The sequence below is a fragment of the Nisaea nitritireducens genome (assembly GCF_014904795.1).
GTDB classification, from domain to species: Bacteria; Pseudomonadota; Alphaproteobacteria; order Thalassobaculales; family Thalassobaculaceae; genus Nisaea; species Nisaea nitritireducens.
The window spans coordinates 1-15,361 of sequence record NZ_JACZFS010000016.1; the positions used below are offsets into that span (position 1 = coordinate 1).

At 61.6% G+C, this 15,361-nt stretch carries 17 protein-coding genes; 6 read left to right on the forward strand and 11 right to left on the reverse strand.

Features of this window, described 5'->3' with window-relative positions:
- On the reverse strand, positions 1–1,128 hold a 1,128-nt coding region (locus IG629_RS05675), incomplete at its 3' end, for a trans-sulfuration enzyme family protein (protein WP_193171006.1).
- A gap of 418 nt (positions 1,129–1,546) precedes the next feature.
- Here IG629_RS05675 and IG629_RS05680 point away from each other — a divergent pair.
- Positions 1,547–2,446, forward strand: coding sequence for a LysR family transcriptional regulator (locus IG629_RS05680; protein ID WP_193171007.1), 900 nt, complete (start codon positions 1,547–1,549; stop codon positions 2,444–2,446).
- A 72-nt stretch (positions 2,447–2,518) separates the two neighbouring features.
- Here the strand turns inward: IG629_RS05680 and IG629_RS05685 are convergent, their stop codons facing one another.
- The 4 genes from IG629_RS05685 to gatC all read right to left on the reverse strand — a co-directional run bounded on the left by IG629_RS05685 (position 2,519) and on the right by gatC (position 6,389).
- Complete coding sequence (locus tag IG629_RS05685) at positions 2,519–2,989, reverse strand: GlcG/HbpS family heme-binding protein (RefSeq protein ID WP_193171008.1); 471 nt, start codon at positions 2,987–2,989, stop codon at positions 2,519–2,521.
- A 160-nt stretch (positions 2,990–3,149) separates the two neighbouring features.
- Positions 3,150–4,616, reverse strand: a complete 1,467-nt coding sequence (gene gatB, locus IG629_RS05690) for an Asp-tRNA(Asn)/Glu-tRNA(Gln) amidotransferase subunit GatB (RefSeq protein WP_193171009.1) — start codon at positions 4,614–4,616, stop codon at positions 3,150–3,152.
- 1 nt (position 4,617) lies between these two features.
- Entirely contained in the window at positions 4,618–6,102 is a 1,485-nt protein-coding gene (gatA, locus tag IG629_RS05695; RefSeq protein ID WP_193171010.1) for an Asp-tRNA(Asn)/Glu-tRNA(Gln) amidotransferase subunit GatA, read from the reverse strand.
- Positions 6,102–6,389, reverse strand: coding sequence for an Asp-tRNA(Asn)/Glu-tRNA(Gln) amidotransferase subunit GatC (gatC, locus tag IG629_RS05700; protein WP_193171011.1), 288 nt, complete (start codon positions 6,387–6,389; stop codon positions 6,102–6,104). Before gatC ends, gatA begins: the two co-directional genes overlap by 1 nt.
- A gap of 92 nt (positions 6,390–6,481) precedes the next feature.
- On the opposite strand from gatC, the gene ruvX reads away from it, so the two are divergent.
- The 5 genes from ruvX to IG629_RS05725 all read left to right on the forward strand — a co-directional run bounded on the left by ruvX (position 6,482) and on the right by IG629_RS05725 (position 10,226).
- Positions 6,482–6,943 (forward strand): Holliday junction resolvase RuvX, encoded by a 462-nt coding sequence (gene ruvX / locus IG629_RS05705; protein WP_193171012.1) that lies wholly within the window; start codon positions 6,482–6,484, stop codon positions 6,941–6,943.
- A gap of 48 nt (positions 6,944–6,991) precedes the next feature.
- Positions 6,992–7,960, forward strand: a complete 969-nt coding sequence (locus tag IG629_RS05710) for a glycosyltransferase family 9 protein (RefSeq protein ID WP_193171013.1) — start codon at positions 6,992–6,994, stop codon at positions 7,958–7,960.
- A 265-nt stretch (positions 7,961–8,225) separates the two neighbouring features.
- The gene (locus IG629_RS05715) at positions 8,226–9,449 is read left to right on the forward strand and encodes a LeuA family protein (protein WP_193171014.1); all 1,224 of its coding nucleotides are present in this window, start codon (positions 8,226–8,228) and stop codon (positions 9,447–9,449) included.
- Positions 9,450–9,690: 241 nt separating this feature from the next.
- Positions 9,691–9,927, forward strand: coding sequence for a type II toxin-antitoxin system CcdA family antitoxin (locus IG629_RS05720; protein WP_193171015.1), 237 nt, complete (start codon positions 9,691–9,693; stop codon positions 9,925–9,927).
- A complete protein-coding gene (locus tag IG629_RS05725) occupies positions 9,927–10,226 on the forward strand; it encodes a CcdB family protein (RefSeq protein ID WP_193171016.1) in 300 nt (99 codons plus the stop codon). Before IG629_RS05720 ends, IG629_RS05725 begins: the two co-directional genes overlap by 1 nt.
- Positions 10,227–10,470: 244 nt before the next feature.
- On the opposite strand, the gene IG629_RS05730 is transcribed toward IG629_RS05725, so the two are convergent.
- From IG629_RS05730 to IG629_RS05755, 6 genes are all read right to left on the reverse strand, one after another.
- Entirely contained in the window at positions 10,471–11,280 is an 810-nt protein-coding gene (locus IG629_RS05730; RefSeq protein WP_193171017.1) for a pentapeptide repeat-containing protein, read from the reverse strand.
- 306 nt (positions 11,281–11,586) lie between these two features.
- Positions 11,587–12,264 (reverse strand): arylsulfatase, encoded by a 678-nt coding sequence (locus IG629_RS05735; protein ID WP_193171018.1) that lies wholly within the window; start codon positions 12,262–12,264, stop codon positions 11,587–11,589.
- Between the two features lie 56 nt (positions 12,265–12,320).
- Positions 12,321–12,788 carry an L-2-amino-thiazoline-4-carboxylic acid hydrolase gene (locus IG629_RS05740; protein ID WP_193171019.1) on the reverse strand — a complete coding sequence of 156 codons (468 nt, stop codon included), beginning with the start codon at positions 12,786–12,788 and terminating at the stop codon, positions 12,321–12,323.
- A gap of 49 nt (positions 12,789–12,837) precedes the next feature.
- On the reverse strand, positions 12,838–13,716 hold the full coding sequence (locus IG629_RS05745) for an alpha/beta fold hydrolase (RefSeq protein WP_193171020.1): 879 nt from the start codon (positions 13,714–13,716) through the stop codon (positions 12,838–12,840).
- A gap of 111 nt (positions 13,717–13,827) precedes the next feature.
- Positions 13,828–14,595, reverse strand: coding sequence for a LamB/YcsF family protein (locus IG629_RS05750; RefSeq protein ID WP_193171021.1), 768 nt, complete (start codon positions 14,593–14,595; stop codon positions 13,828–13,830).
- Positions 14,596–14,705: 110 nt separating this feature from the next.
- Positions 14,706–15,356 (reverse strand): DUF2459 domain-containing protein, encoded by a 651-nt coding sequence (locus tag IG629_RS05755; protein ID WP_193171022.1) that lies wholly within the window; start codon positions 15,354–15,356, stop codon positions 14,706–14,708.
- Between the last annotated feature and the right edge of the window lie 5 nt (positions 15,357–15,361).

The following is a 15,361-nucleotide window of genomic DNA, read 5'->3' on the forward strand; positions in this document are numbered from 1 at the left end:
CTGCTCAAGGTCCTGAATGAGGTCCCCGACATCCTCGATCCCGATCGAGAAGCGCAGCAGGTCGGCCGGAACCGGCGTGCCCTTGCCTTCGATCGAAGCACGGTGCTCAACCAGACTCTCGACGCCGCCGAGCGAGGTTGCCCGGTGGATCAGCTCGAGATTGGCCGCCGCCTTGATCGCGGCCTTCTCGCCGCCCTCGATCCTGAGCGACAGCATGCCGCCGAAGCCGTCTTCCATCTGTTTCGCCGCCACATCGTGAGTGGCGTGGGTCGGGAGCCCCGGATAGAGCACGGAGGCCACTTTCGGATGATTGTGGAAATGCTCCGCAATCGCCATGGCATTGTCCGACGCCTTGCGCACCCGGAGATGCAGCGTGCGCATACCGCGCAGCAGCAGCCAGGCCTCGAACGGTCCCATGACCATGCCGTGATCGGTCCGTACCCGGCGGATATCGTCCCACCACTGATCCGCCTTGGCCGCGATCAGGGCGCCGCCAAGCACGTCACTGTGCCCGTTCAGATATTTCGTCGCCGAATGCATGACCAGATCCGCGCCATGCTCGATCGGGCGGGACAGCACCGGGCTTGCCGCCGTCGAATCAACGCAGAGCTTTGCGCCGGCGCCGTGGGCGAGCTGTGCAAACCAGGCAATGTCGAGGCAGTCCCATAGAGGGTTGGCCGGAGTTTCGATCCAGACCAGCTTGGTCTTGCCCGGCTGCACCAGACCCGCGGCGCTTTCCGGGTTGTTCACATCGAAGAAGTCGATTTCGATCTGCCACTGCGCGCAGAAGTCCAGCAACCAGTTGCGCAGAGCCCAGTACATCACAGTCGGCGCCAGCACATGATCGCCCGGACGCAGGGTCATGAAAGGCGCGACCGCCGCAGACATGCCGGCCGAGAAAATCAGCGCGCCCGCGCCGTTTTCCAGCCGTGCCAGCAGGTCTTCGGCGACGTCGTAAGTCGGGTTCCCGCCGCGGGTATAGACGAACCCCTTGGGATAGCTGTTATCCGCGTCCCGTTCGAAGGTTGTCGAGAGATGGATCGGCGGTGTTACCGCGCCCGTTGTCTCATCGACATGTCCCAGGGCCTGTGCCGAGAGGGTTTCGGGCTTCAGGTCGTTATTGCGCATTGCCGGCTCCGGCGTAGAGTTAGATCGTTGAACCCGACAACTGCCGAGTCGCACATGCCTCTATCACGAGGCGGGAAGAGTGGGAATTGCCCGGATTGTCGCGAGACAAATAAGGCTGCAGTGATTTCCATTGTCCGGAAATCTCTGCAGCCTCATAAAAAGCCGGTCAGACTGTCCGGGTGTCCATTAGAGTCAGGAAGGACACCAGTTATCGGGTGGGTCTCCGATACGCGGCGATGAGGGGCACTGCCACGGTTCGTACTGTCTGCCCGGCGGGGCAACTGAACAGGTCGATAGACGAGCACTGTCATTCTCAATGTACGTTCCCGGCAGTCAAAGTGATAATTCTCTTTTAAAGCACCGTATTAATTCCTATAACGAATGAATAATTCTGTACCGTTCAGGAGAACGCGCTGAAATGGATACTTTAACGGCGATGAAGGTTTTTTGCTCCGTGGTTGAGAATGATAGTCTCGCCGGAGCATCCCGAACCCTCAATGTCTCACCGTCCGTCGTGAGCAAGCAGCTCTCCGGACTTGAAGACAGGCTCGGCGTGCGGCTATTGAACCGCACGACGCGGCGGGTCAGCCTCACCGAGGTCGGTTCCGCCTATTACGAGCGCTGCAAGCGCATCCTGGCCGATGTGGACGAGGCGGAGATCGCGGTCTCGCAAGCACACTCCGCACCGCGCGGGCTGCTGAAGGTCACGGCACCGACGACCTTCGCACACAGGCATGTCGCCCCTCACCTGCCGGAATTTCTCGATCGCTATCCGGAAGTAGAGGTGCAGTTGCTGGTGAACGATCGCGTGGTGGATCTCGTCGATGAGGGGATCGATCTCGCCATCCGGATCGCGCAGCTGAAAGACTCCAGCCTGATTGCCCGCAAGCTGGCGGTGAACCACCGCATGCTGGTGGCCAGCCCGGACTATCTGAAGAAATGGGGTCAGCCGGAAACGCCGGACCAGTTGAGCGATCACTCGCTGATCACCTACGCACCCGGCAATCCGATCAATGACTGGCATTTCATGGTCGACAACCAGCAGAAGATCCTGCGCGCCAAGGGCACCCTTGCCATGAATAATGGCGACTCGGTTCTTCAGACCGTGCTGTCCGGCGGCGGCCTCGCCATGCTGGCGGCCTTCATGGCCGGTGAGCATGTCAAAAGCGGCAAGCTGGTAACATTGCTGGAAGATTATGTCCGCGAGGACGTGCCGATCTACGCCGTCTATCCGAGCGGCCGGCACCTTTCACCGAAAGTGCGCGCCTTCGTCGACTTCCTCGTCGACCTCTACAACCCGACACCATACTGGCTGTAAAGGCGTGACGGTAAAGGCCGTCATCCCGGATCGTGGTCCGGGATGACGGATGTTTAGGTAACGCTAAAAGCCTTAGCGCCAGGTCTCATCCAATTCGGCCGGCTCACTCGTGTAGCCTGCTTTCTGGATACCCTTGCAGGCGCAGAACTCGTCTTTTTCGGAGAGATCGCCGCTGACGCCGACAGCGCCGATCACAGCACCGTTTTCAAGGATGAGCGCACCACCCGGGACAGCCGCGAACTGACCGTCGAAGGCAGACGCTGCCGCAACCTGAAAACCGAGGCGCTCTTTCAGACGGCCACCGAGATTGCGGGAAGACTCACCGAAACCGAGGCCGCCCCAAGCTTTCGCCGTGGCAATCTCGACCCGGCCGATACCGGAGCCGTCCTGCCGCTTCAGGCACACGACCTGACCGCCGGCATCGAGCACGACAACAGTCATCGGCATCATTTTTTCCGCGGTTGCGACGCTCAGAGCTTCGTCGGCGATAATTTCCGCCTTGGCGAGCGGCAATGCGACGTGCAGCGGGAAATTCCCAGCCATAGTTAGTCCCCCTAGATCAATGTCATCGGTGTAAATGCTGCACCGCTTATAACACCGCCTCGCACCCCCACGATACGAAGCGGGCATCCGCATCGCGGAAACAGAAAAGGCGGCTCGGGATAGCCCCCGGCCGCCTTTTCAAATTGTTTGATTTTCGGTGTCAGCCGGCGAGTTTCTTCTTCAGCAACTCGTTGACCATGGCCGGGTTGGCCTTGCCCTGGCTCTGCTTCATCACCTGACCGACGAAGAAGCCGAACAGCTTGTCCTTGCCGGAGCGGTATTCCGCGACCTTCTCGGCCTGGGACGCCATAACGCTGTCGATCAACTCTTCGATCGCGCCGGTATCCGTGACCTGACGCAGGCCTTTTTCCTCGACGATTGTCGGCGCGTCCTTGCCACTTTCGAACATCTCTGCGAAGACGTCCTTGGCGATCCGGCCGGAGATCGTGTTGTCGGTGATCAGGTCGATCAGCCCGCCCAGCTTCTCCTCGTCGACTGGCGAGTCCGAGAGATCCTTGCCCGCCTTGTTGAGGTTGCCGAACAGCTCGGTGATCATCCAGTTTGCGGCCAGCTTCGGGTCGCGTCCGTCCGCCACCTTCTCATAGAAGGCCGCCGTCTCCTGCTCTTCCACCAGGATAGCGGCGTCATACGGGCTGAGCCCGAAGTCCGCGATGAAGCGCGCCTTCTTGGCGTCCGGCAATTCCGGTAGCTTGGCTTTCTCCGCCTCGACAAACTCCTCGCTGAAAATCAGCGGCAGCAGATCGGGATCCGGGAAGTAGCGGTAATCGTGCGCCTCTTCCTTCGACCGCATGGAGCGGGTCTCGCCTTTGTTAGCGTCAAACAGGCGGGTTTCCTGATCGATGGTACCGCCGTCCTCGATGATCTCGATCTGACGACGTGCTTCGTACTCGATGGCCTGCTGCATGAAGCGGATCGAGTTCATGTTCTTGATCTCGCAGCGGGTGCCGAGCTCATCACCCGGCTTTCGGACGGAGACGTTCACGTCGGCGCGCATCGAGCCTTCCTGCATGTTGCCGTCGCAGGTGCCGAGATAGCGCAGAATGGAGCGCAGCTTCTTCACATAGGCCGCTGCCTCTTCTGCTGAACGCATGTCCGGACGGGAGACAATTTCCATCAACGCCACGCCGGAGCGGTTCAGGTCGATGAAGCTCTTGGTCGGGCTCTGGTCGTGGATCGACTTGCCGGCATCCTGTTCCAGGTGCAGCCGTTCGATTCCGATGGACTTGGACCGCCCGCCCGGCAGATCGACGGTGATTACGCCCTCTCCCACGATCGGCTGCTTGAACTGGCTGATCTGGTAGCCCTGCGGCAGATCAGCGTAGAAATAGTTCTTCCGGTCGAACACGCTGAAGCGGTTGATCGCGGCATTCAGCCCGAGGCCGGTGCGCACAGCCTGGCGGACGCATTCCTCGTTGATCACGGGCAGCATGCCCGGCATGGCGCTGTCGACCAGTGACACCTGGCTGTTCGGCTCGGAGCCGAAGGTGGTCGCCGCGCCGGAGAACAGCTTGGAGTTGGATGTGACCTGGGCATGCACCTCGAGACCGAGGACGATCTCCCAGTCTCCGGTGTTACCCGTGACGAGGTTGGATTTTTCCGCAGTCATCTCACTTCCCTCCCGCAAGGAAGCCCGGCAGGGCATCGAAGCCCGCCGCCTGTTCCAGAACGCCACCGACCTTGAGGACGGTTTCCTCGTCGAACGCCTTGCCCAGCACCTGCAGACCGAGCGGCAGACCCTCGCCTGAGAGCCCGACCGGCACTGAAATGCCCGGCAGACCGGCAAGGCTGGCCGGCACGGTGAAGACGTCGTTCAGATACATCTTGATCGGATCGTCCTCATTCTCGCCGATGGCAAAGGCCGCGGACGGCGCGGTCGGCGTCAGGATCGCATCGACGGACTGGTAGGCGTCGTTGAAATCCTTCTGGATCAGCGCCCGGACCTTCTGCGCCTTCAGGTAATAAGCATCGTAATAACCCGCCGAAAGCACGTAGGTGCCGATCAGGATGCGGCGCTTCACTTCGTCGCCGAAGCCTTCGGCGCGGGTGTTCTCGTACATCTCGTTCAGGCTGTCGCCATCGACCCGGAGGCCGTAGCGCACGCCGTCATAGCGGGCCAGGTTGGACGAGGCTTCCGCCGGCGCGATGATGTAGTAGGTCGGCAGCGCGTATTTCGTGTGCGGCAGGGAGATATCGACGATCTCCGCCCCCGCGTCCTTCAGCATTGCCGCGCCCTTCTGCCAGAGCGCATCGATTTCGTCCGGCATGCCGTCGACCCGGTATTCCTTCGGAATGCCGATCTTCATGCCGCGAACGTCACCGGTCAGTGCCGCCTCGAAATCCGGAACGGCAAGGTCAGCAGAAGTCGAATCCTTCGGATCGTGCCCGGCCATGGCGCCCAGCATCAGGGCTGCGTCGGAAACGGTCCGGGTCAGCGGGCCGGCCTGGTCGAGCGAGGAGGCAAAGGCCACAACGCCCCAGCGCGAGCAACGGCCGTAGGTCGGTTTGATGCCGACGATGCCGCACAGGCTGGCTGGCTGACGGATCGAGCCGCCGGTATCGGTCCCGGTCGCGGCAATGGCGAGACGACCGGAGACGGCAGCGGCGGAGCCGCCGGAGGAGCCGCCCGGAACCAGCTTCGCGTTATCGCCACCTGAACGGCGCCACGGGTTCTCGACCGCGCCGTAGTGGCTGGTCTCGTTCGAGGAGCCCATGGCGAATTCATCGAGATTGAGCTTGCCGAGCATCACCGCGCCAGCGTTCCAGAGATTCTGGCTCACCGTCGATTCGTATTCCGGCTTGAAGCCGTCGAGGATGTGGGAGGCCGCCGTGGTCAGCACGCCCTGGGTACAGAACAGATCCTTGATGCCGATCGGCAGGCCTTCCATGGCCCCGCCGTCACCCTTGGCGAGCTTTTCGTCGGACGCCTTGGCCATCGCCCGCGCCTTGTCCGGCGTCTCGGTGATAAAGGCATTCAGGCTCTTGCCCGCTTCCATGGCGCCGATATAGGCGTCCGTCAGCTCGGCCGAGGATGTCTTTTTCGCCTTCAGCGCGTCGCGCGCGCCGGTCAGGCTGAGAGAGAGAAGATCGCTCATTATTCGACCACCTTCGGAACAGCGTAATAGCCATGCGCCCGGTCCGGCGCGTTGGCCAGCACTCGCTCCGGATAGGCGCCGTCGGTCACCACGTCGGCGCGCAGCGGCAGGCCGTGCCCTGTGACGCTCGCCAGCGGCTCGACATTGTCCGTATTCACTTCGCTCAATTGCTCTACGAAGCCGAGAATAGTGTTCAGATCAGCGACCATGGCATCCAGCTGTGCGTCGTCGGTCTTGATACGCGCGAGATGCGCGATTTTCGCGACAGTGGCTTTGTCAAGCGACATCGGATAAGGCTCTCCGTAATATTCGGAAATTCGCGGCAGCCCCATACACCAAGCACAGAGCCGCAAAACGGTGGCGAAGGTATCACCCAGACATGACATTCTGCAACCCCGCCGACCTGCCAGGAATGATGGCCAAGTTCACCCGTATTCTGGGGCTGGACCTCGGATCCAAGACCATAGGCATCGCCATCTCCGACCCGTTCCTCCGCGTCGCCTCCCCGATCACAACCATCCAGCGCCGGAAATTCACCAAGGATGCGGAAGAGCTGGCCCGGATCGTCGAGGAAAAGAATGTCGGCGCCTTCCTGATCGGTCTGCCGCTGAATATGGACGGCACCGAGGGTCCGCGCTGCCAGTCGACCCGGGACTTCGCCCGCGAGCTGATCCTGCGCATCGACCTGCCGGTCGCCTTCTTCGACGAGCGGATGAGCACCATGGCCGTCGAGCGGGCAATGATCGACGCGGACATGACACGGAAGAAACGCGCGGCCCGGGTTGACCAGCTCGCCGCCGCCTACATCCTGCAGGCCGCGCTGGATACGATGCCGGACTGAACCGGCCTGCCCCCGAATACCGCGACAAGACAAAACCAGAGAGACCCGATGTCGATATTGTTCATTACCTCCACTCGGATCGGCGACGCGATTCTCTCGACCGGGATTCTCGCCTGGCTGCATGAACAGTATCCCGAGGACGGCATCACCATTGCCTGCGGCGGGCCGGCGTCGAAGGTGTTCGGCGAAGTGCCGAACCTGGAGGCACTGCACATAATCAAAAAGCAGCCCAATCACGGCCACTGGTGGAAGCTCTGGCGGGCCATGGCGCCCCGGAAGTGGCGCGTCGTTGTCGATCTGCGCCGCTCCGCCATGCCTTGGCTGCTGCTGGCCGGAAAGCGCTACAGCGTCCCGAAAGACCGGACCGGGCGTCACCGGGTTGAGCTGAACGCCTCGATGTTCGGCTTGCCGTCACTGGCCCCGAAGATCTGGACCGCGCCGCAGCACCGGGAGACGGCGGAGAAGTTGCTTGCGGGAGCGAAGAACCCGATCGCCCTCGCCGTCGGCGCCAACTGGGCCGGCAAGACATGGCCGGCCAACCGGTTCGCGGCGCTGGCGGATCGCATCCGGCAGATGCAAGCCTTCGGTCCGGAAACCGAGATCGTGCTCGTCGGCGGCGCGGACGAGCGGGAAGCCGGGGCTACGCTGCTGGAAAATCAGGGCGCAGGCCCAGATCGCGGACGGGTGATCGACGCCTTCGGGCTGGATATCCTGTCGACCTGCGAGGTCCTGAAGAAGTGCCGTCTGATGGTCGCCAACGACTCCGCCATGATGCATCTCGCGGCCGCCTCCGGCATCCCGACCATCGGCCTGTTCGGCCCGACCAAGGACCAGCATTACCGGCCCTGGGGCGAAAACGGCTTCGTCGTCCGCACCCCGGACAGCGCCGATACCCTGATGGCCCGGCTGCGCAGCGATCCTGCATCGGTGACTCACCTGATGGACGGGATTTCGGTCGAGGATGTAGCGGCGCAAGTGGAGGAACTGGAAGCGCGCGGCCTGCTGGCGGCACGGTAAGGCACCAGCCCGGCCGGAGCCCCCATCAATGCCTGCGCAAACCTGGCAGCATGACTAGACTGTCATGTCCCTCTATTTCTCAAGGGTGGAGTCCTTGTGCGCCCGCCACCCCTCTCAAAAACTTATGGACTTCTCCGGGTATAGCCCTGAATTTTCTGGGGCGCTCTGCGTGCATATCTTCCCGATTTCGATCAGGATTAATTGTGTGCCGCAAATGCTGCCTAAACAGGCCAGGAAGACCTGAGGGTAAAAAGGAGGGATGTCCATGTCGAAAGAGCGTGAGAACACGGTGAGCGAACCCTGGAACGGCCCCCGCTGGGCCACCAGCCGGCATAATTTCGATCCCGCGATCGCCGTACCGCCCCGCCCGGTCGAACTGCACGACCTGACACTCCGCGATGGCGAGGAATCCGCCGATCTCGCCTTCACGACGGCGGACAAGGTGAAGATCGCCGAGGCATTGGCCCGCCTCGGCATCAAGCGCACCGAGATTTTCCTGACGGTTCCGGGCTGGCAGGAAGTCATTCGCGAAATCATGCGCCGGGATCTCGGCATGGATTTCTGGGTTACCTGGCAGCCGGGACGGGTCGAGAAGGCGCTCGAGCTCGGCGTGCGGCATGTCATGGTCTGGTACCATATCGGTGACGAGATGCAGCGCCACGTCTTCAAGACCGACCGCGAGGGGCAGTTCGCAAAGATGATCGAGGAGGTTCGGGCGGCCCGCGCGGCGGGTTGTGTCGTGAACCTGTTCATGCCGGAAACCACCCGTGCCGACCTCGACCACATCACGCGCGCCGCCAAGGCCGCGGAGGCGGAAGGCGCCAGTTACGTGACCGTTGTCGACAGCCAGGGCATCGCCCGGCCCGCCGCGATCCGCTTCCTGGTCAGCCATCTGAAGGAGCACACGGGCCTGAAAGTCGAAGTCCATTGCCATAACGACTTCGGCCTGGCCGTCGCGAATGTGCTTGGCGGCTACGAGGGCGGCGCCGATGTGCTTCAGGTCTCGATCAACGGGATCGGCTATCGCGCCGGAAACGCCGCCATGGAGTCCGTCGCGTCGGCGCTCAAAATGATCTACGGCGCCGAGACGGGCCTGCAGCTGGACCGGCTGCCGGAGGTATGCCAGCTCGTCGAGAGCATCAGCGGTCTGCCGATCGACTATTACAAACCGATCGTCGGCAAAGGCGCGTTCCGATACGAGCAATGGCGCGCCATCACCGAATTCACCGCGGCGGACGAACGTCGCTTCGCCTTCCCGTTCGAGCCCGAAGTCGTCGGCCGGACAGCGGAGCTCGTCATCGGCAAGTGGAGCGATTCCGGCGCCGTCGTCCAGAAACTGGCGGAATACGGCCTGAAGGCGACACCCGAGCAGGTCGGCCGCATCCTCACCCGCAGCCAGCGCGCCGGCACCTCCCGCCACCGCCCGCTCGACGACAGCGAGTTCCTGGTCATCGCGGAGCAGGAAGGTGCGACCGACGCGGAGAGCTGAGCTGCACGAGACTTGCCGCACCCAACATCGTCATCCCGCCCCCACGCCGTCATCCCGCACGTGATGCGGGACCCAGGGAGCATAGGACACCGCTCGACGACCACCTGGGTCCCGGCTCTCCGGCCGGAATGACGGTTTTGGGGAAAGATCGCTGAAGGTACGCGAACACCCAGCGCATTGACGCGCATCTTCATGCGTATCTATCATGCGCACAGCATTCACATCCCGGAAGAGACTCCGTATGGGATCGCACTCCGCTACCAGGAAACCAACCAATCTGACGCTGGACCCATCGCTTCTGGCCGAGGCACGTACATTTGGCGTCAACCTGTCTCAGGCTGCGGAATCGGGTCTGCGCCGCGCCGTGAGCGAGGCGAAGGCCGCCGCATGGAAGCAAGAGAACGCCGAAGCGCTCAAGGCTTCCAATAGCTGGATCGAGGAACACGGGCTGCCACTGGCGAAGCACCGCCCGTTCTGATGGCCCGCTTCGATGTCTACGCAAATCCGGATGGCCCCGGATATCTTCTGGATGTGCAGGCCGACTTGCTGGGCGCGCTGAACACCCGCATCGTAGTGCCGCTGATACCGCTCGCCCTCGCGCCGATTCCGGCCAAGGGACTCAACCCGGTGTTCGAGATCCAATCCGGCCAACACGTCATGGCGACACAATTCCTATCGGCCGTCCCGCGCTCCCTGCTCGACAAGCCGGTCACGAGCGTTCTCCACAACGATACCGAAATCATGAACGCTCTCGATATGCTGCTGACTGGGATATGACGGTGGGGCGCCGGATGCCGTTGAGGAGAGATCGCATGGCGTGATTTAGGAACCGCAGCACGAATTAAATGTCATGTCCCCTTAATTGCGAGGCTGACTCAGCTGCCCGAGGAGGTGGCGCGCAAGATCGCGTACCGGGATACGAAGCGTCTGTTCGGGCGGAATGTGTCGATTGAGTTGGCTGGGAGGATGAGACGTTGGGGACAATTAAGTCGCGTGTCCCCTTATCTCAATGATAAACGGTCTAATTCTGTATCAGCTCGTTTAGCCAAAACCATAACCTGAAAGTTTTCCGTGGTGGATAGCTGTTGCTCCGGTTCGGTAAAAAACAACCGAGAAGACGATTCCCTGTACCGATCTCAGGATCATTTTGGGTCATTCGATACGCGGGCTCACACTTCTGTAGTGCATTTAAATCTTGGTTCGATAAACCCTTTGGAGGATTATCAGAAAAGTAAAAAGCGTCAGATAGCTTTTCAGCGTCTAACTTTGTTTGGCATCCCATGGGATCGCCGAAATTCACGCCACTAAAATTTGCGCCCTGTATATCGGCAAACCTCAAGTCCGCACATGCTAGGTCTGCATTTTCCAAATTTGCATTGTAGAGCCGTGCGTCCTGAAAATTTGCCCAAGTCAGCTGAGCTCTAACAAACCACGCTCCATAAAGGTCTGTGCCTTCGAAATTAGCAAAACTTAGATCATTACCGCTTAGGTCGCTGTCCGAAAAATTTTGCCAGCTAAAATCTACTGTGGCCATATACAATGGGGAATTTTCTGAAGCTGCTGGCATATCAAGTGGGCCTAACGAATATCCTGCGTTGACCAAATAATTCAATGCTTCTGGAAGGCGACGATCGCTGGAATCCGCCGATAGATAAATCTCAACCGCGCGGTCCAATCTAGAATCCCCCACCGTGCGCATCCCGCTCCAAATATTGTATGTAGCGAAAACCACACCAATAAATGTCATTGCAACTCCGACAGGTGAAATTGCCTTCAAAAGTCGTACAAATTTTGATTTTTCAATCTGCTCTATCCAATCTCGTTCTGACATAAATCCTTTACTCCATTGGTATTTCCCTCTGAAAATTGTCCAGTGCGAGCACTCAATCTGTGGCAAGCATCTCCCTTAGTGCTACCCACGAATTCTCCTAACTAGAGGATCGATGATTTGGGAACCATCCAGATTATTTTCTCGACTCCCACAATGAAATCAACGGTTACGCCACCTAATATTAAAGCGCTCCGGCATATCATATGTATTCGGTACATCTGGCACATAATCGAATTAACGGGGCAGGGGAAATAAGGGGACACACGACCTAACCCATGGCCCCAAAATACCAAGCCTCATATCCCCTCACCCTGCTCCCTCCCGCGCCTCAACCAGAGCCTTCATCTTCCGCACCGCCGCTTCAGGAGCGGTCAGAATCGGTCGGTCGGTCACCGCCCGGCAGGCCGGTGCGGCTGGCGCCATGGAGAAATGGGCCAGCAGGAAGACGTCCTCGTCCGCCGTGCGGGCGACCGCCTCGGCGATGAGGCGGTTGTGGGTATCGGCGTCACCACCATTCAGCGCCTCCCGCGCGCCCTCCGCGAAGACCGTCGTCAGACGTGCTCCGGAATCGCGCCGCGCGGCCTCTTCGCGGAACTCATCTGCCATGCCGTCGGCTGCCGCCGGGAAGGTGTAGATCATCGCAACACGAGGGCCGTGGCCGAAGGCCTCCTCGAACATGGCTTCGTTCGGCTTCAGGACCGGCAGCGGCGATGTGCGCGCGGCCTCTTCGATTGCTTCGCCAAAGGCCGAACAGGTGTAGAGGATGCCCGCCGGCCCCGTTCCCTCGGCATAGCGCGCGAGCGTAATGATTCGCGCCGCCAGCTCCGGCGTCAGCGCGGCATCTTTCGCGCGGTCGACCGACAGGCCCTCGTCCAGCAGGGAGAGAATTTCAGCCTCCGGCCATGCCTCCCGGAAAGCCGCCTCGACAGGATCAATGGCAAGCCGTGTCGCATGGATCAGGGAAAGGCGGACTGGATCGGGCATTTCTGAGTTCCTGAAATTTTGCGCTTACGGGGACACAAGACCGGGTTCAGCAGGTTTCACTCCCCCTCGTACCGATACCGAAAATCACAATGGCTCGCCCCGCCCATGATGGTCTGGCCGCGTTCCATTGTGATCTTGTCGGAATAGCCCTCGCAGAAGCTGCCGTCCCGGTTGCAGGACAAGAGGTGGCCGATTTCGCCGAGGCCCATTTCCCGGTACATCTCGGCATAGCGGCAGCGGGTGACGTTGAAGTGGAAGGTGTCTTCCGTCCGCTCCAGCTCCTCCGTCTCCAGCGCCCCGCCGTGGGTCCAGAGGCTGTAGAGGTCCTGGAAACTGCGCATGTCGCGGTCCGGGCCGTCCCGTTCGGCGAAGGTGCGGGCCTGGGCGATGGCGGCCTTGCGGATGGCGTTGCCGACGATCTTCTGCGCCGCCGCCGCGCCGACCTCCGCCACCATCTCCTCGTAGAGCGGCTTGATCACGTTCGCCTCGATGCGGCGAAGCTCGATGATGGGAAGGTCGGTCATGGCGTGTCTCCGGTGTGTTAGCGGCCCGGCTCTTTAGCGGCCCAATTCTTCATCGACCAAGCGTGCCGCCCTTCAGCGAGCGCGGGTCGCGCAGGCCCCAGCGGCCGGCCTCGACCTCGTGGAAGAAGTCGAGAATGGTGCGGTTGAACAAAGCCGGCTCCTCGATATTGAGGGTGTGGCCAGTGTTCGGGAACATGGCGTGCCCGGCGGACGGGATGGTGCGCTTCATCAGCAGGCCCGGCTCAAGGCAGCTTTCATCCTCGTCCCCGTTCACGATCAGGGTCGGGACGGTCAGCTCTGCCATCTGCTCCCGCAGCTCCCAGAGCGACGGCCGGTTGGCCTGCACGCCGCGCAGGGTGTTGGCGGAGCCTTTCGAGGAATGCTCGCCAAGCTGGGCCGCGAATTCCGCCCAGCCGCGCGGGTCCTTGTTCTGGAGCTGAACGCGGGCCGGCTCCAGCGCGTAGACGGGCGCGACCTTGTCCATGCCCTCGCCCTCGATCTTGTCCGCGAGCAGGTTCGACTGTTTCTTGAAATCGTCCCGCCGGTCGGGGTCGGCACCATAGCCGCAGCCCGCGACGACCAGCGACAGGGCCCGCTCCGGATAGGCCAGGCCGAAATGCAGGGTGGCGAAACCGCCCATGGAGAGGCCGACGATATGCGCCGCCTCGATATCCATGGCATCCAGCACCGCCCTGATATCGTCCCGCGCCCGGGCTTGCGAATAGTGCGCCGGGTCTTCCGGCACGTCCGACGGCGGATAGCCGCGGGCGCCGTAGGTGATGCAGGTGTAGTAGCGGGACAGCGCCCGGACCTGCGGCTCCCAGCTCCGGTGATCGCCGGCGAATTCATGCACGAAGACGACAGGCGTCCCCTCACCGGTCGTCTCGCAATAGAGCGACACGCCGTCATCCGTTTTCACATAGCCCATTCCAGCCTCCCCGTTCCTTATTGGTTGGCTGTGACTATGCAGGATCAAAAGGCGGCGCCCAAGGGGCCGGATTGCGAATGAACTGTTCCTGCAGCGGCGCGGGTCGCGGTGTCAGAGGAAGTGATGGAACGGCGCGATCTCTATCCCCGCCGCCTCCAGAGAAGTCCGGAGTGCCCGTGCCATCTGCACGCCCGCCGGATTGTCGCCATGCACGCAGATCGTGTCGACCCGGCCCTTGATGCGCTTGCCGCTCCTGGTGATGACCGCGCTTTCCTCCAGCATGGCCAGGACGGATGCGGCGGCCGCTTCGGCGTCGTGGATCACGGCCCCCGGCTCGCTGCGCGGCACCAGATTGCCGTTATCCTGATAGGCCCGGTCAGCGAAGATCTCGCGCGCCAGGCGCAGACCGGCGGCCTCGCCCGCCCGTTCCGTCGCCATGCCCGGCATGACCACCAGGATCAGGTCCGGGTCGACGGACTTCGTCGCCCGGGCAATGGCACCGGCAACGCTTTCATCTTCCGCCACCAGATTGCCAAGCGCGCCATGGGTCTTCACATGGGTCACCTTCACCCCTTCCAGAGCGGCAAGCCCCATCAGGGCACCGATCTGGTAGGCGGTCTGTTTCTCCAGGTCGGCCAGGCTGTCGCCGGCGATCTTGCGGCGTCCGAAACCCCAGAGATCGAGATAGCCCGGATGCGCCCCGATGCCGACACCACCGTCCCGCGCCCGGATCACGGTCTCCCGCATCACGTTCGGATCGCCCGCATGAAAGCCGCAGGCGACGTTCGCGCTGGAGACGATCGAGAGCATGTCGGCATCGGCGCCCAGCTCGTAGGCTCCCCAGCTTTCCCCGAGATCGGAATTGAGATCGACGCGCATGTTTCGAACCTGCCTGTTTAACCGGTGAGCAAATGAGATGGAGAATAGCGATGCCGGTGCCGTGACGGAAATCCCATATCGAATTTCTGCCGGTCAGCGGCACGGGACGATCAGCGTTCCACGACAGACCGGCGGTCTGCCAAAGCCGAGCGCAAGGCCGTCATCACGCCCCCCGCGGTAACGATCCCCTCGGCGGACTCGATCAGCCCGGCATCCGCCAATCCGCGCGCCACCCAGCTGTTGCAGGTATTCGTCAGGCTGAAAGAGCCGATCGCATCGTAGAACAGGCTGGCGGGATACAAACCGCGCGCTATGGCCGGGGCACGCCCGCCTTCAGGACGCTTGAAAGACCCGGCGATGAATTTCTGCAGCCGTGCATGCTCCGCATCCGTCACCGGAAACACCACAACCTCCGAGGAGGGGAAGTAATCCTGCGGGCTGACCGGAATCCCGACCAGATGCATGATGGCCGGCGTATTCAGGAAGACTGCGGAGAAGTAATCTGAAAGATCCGGGTCCGGGTCCTGATAGAAATCGCGATCGCCCCACCCGAACTCAATCCACATCAGCCCGGCAAAGGCCTCGGTCTCCGGTATCCGGACGGGATCGATGTCGGTGACCCTGAGGGCGATACCGGTGTGCCAGCCGATATTGATGACCGCGACATCCGCGGCGGCAGCCGCCCGGCCCCCTGCCAGAATGGCGAAAAGCAGGCAGACTCCCGTCAGAAGCCCCCTGCACCGCGCTCCGCCTCTCCGCATTCCCG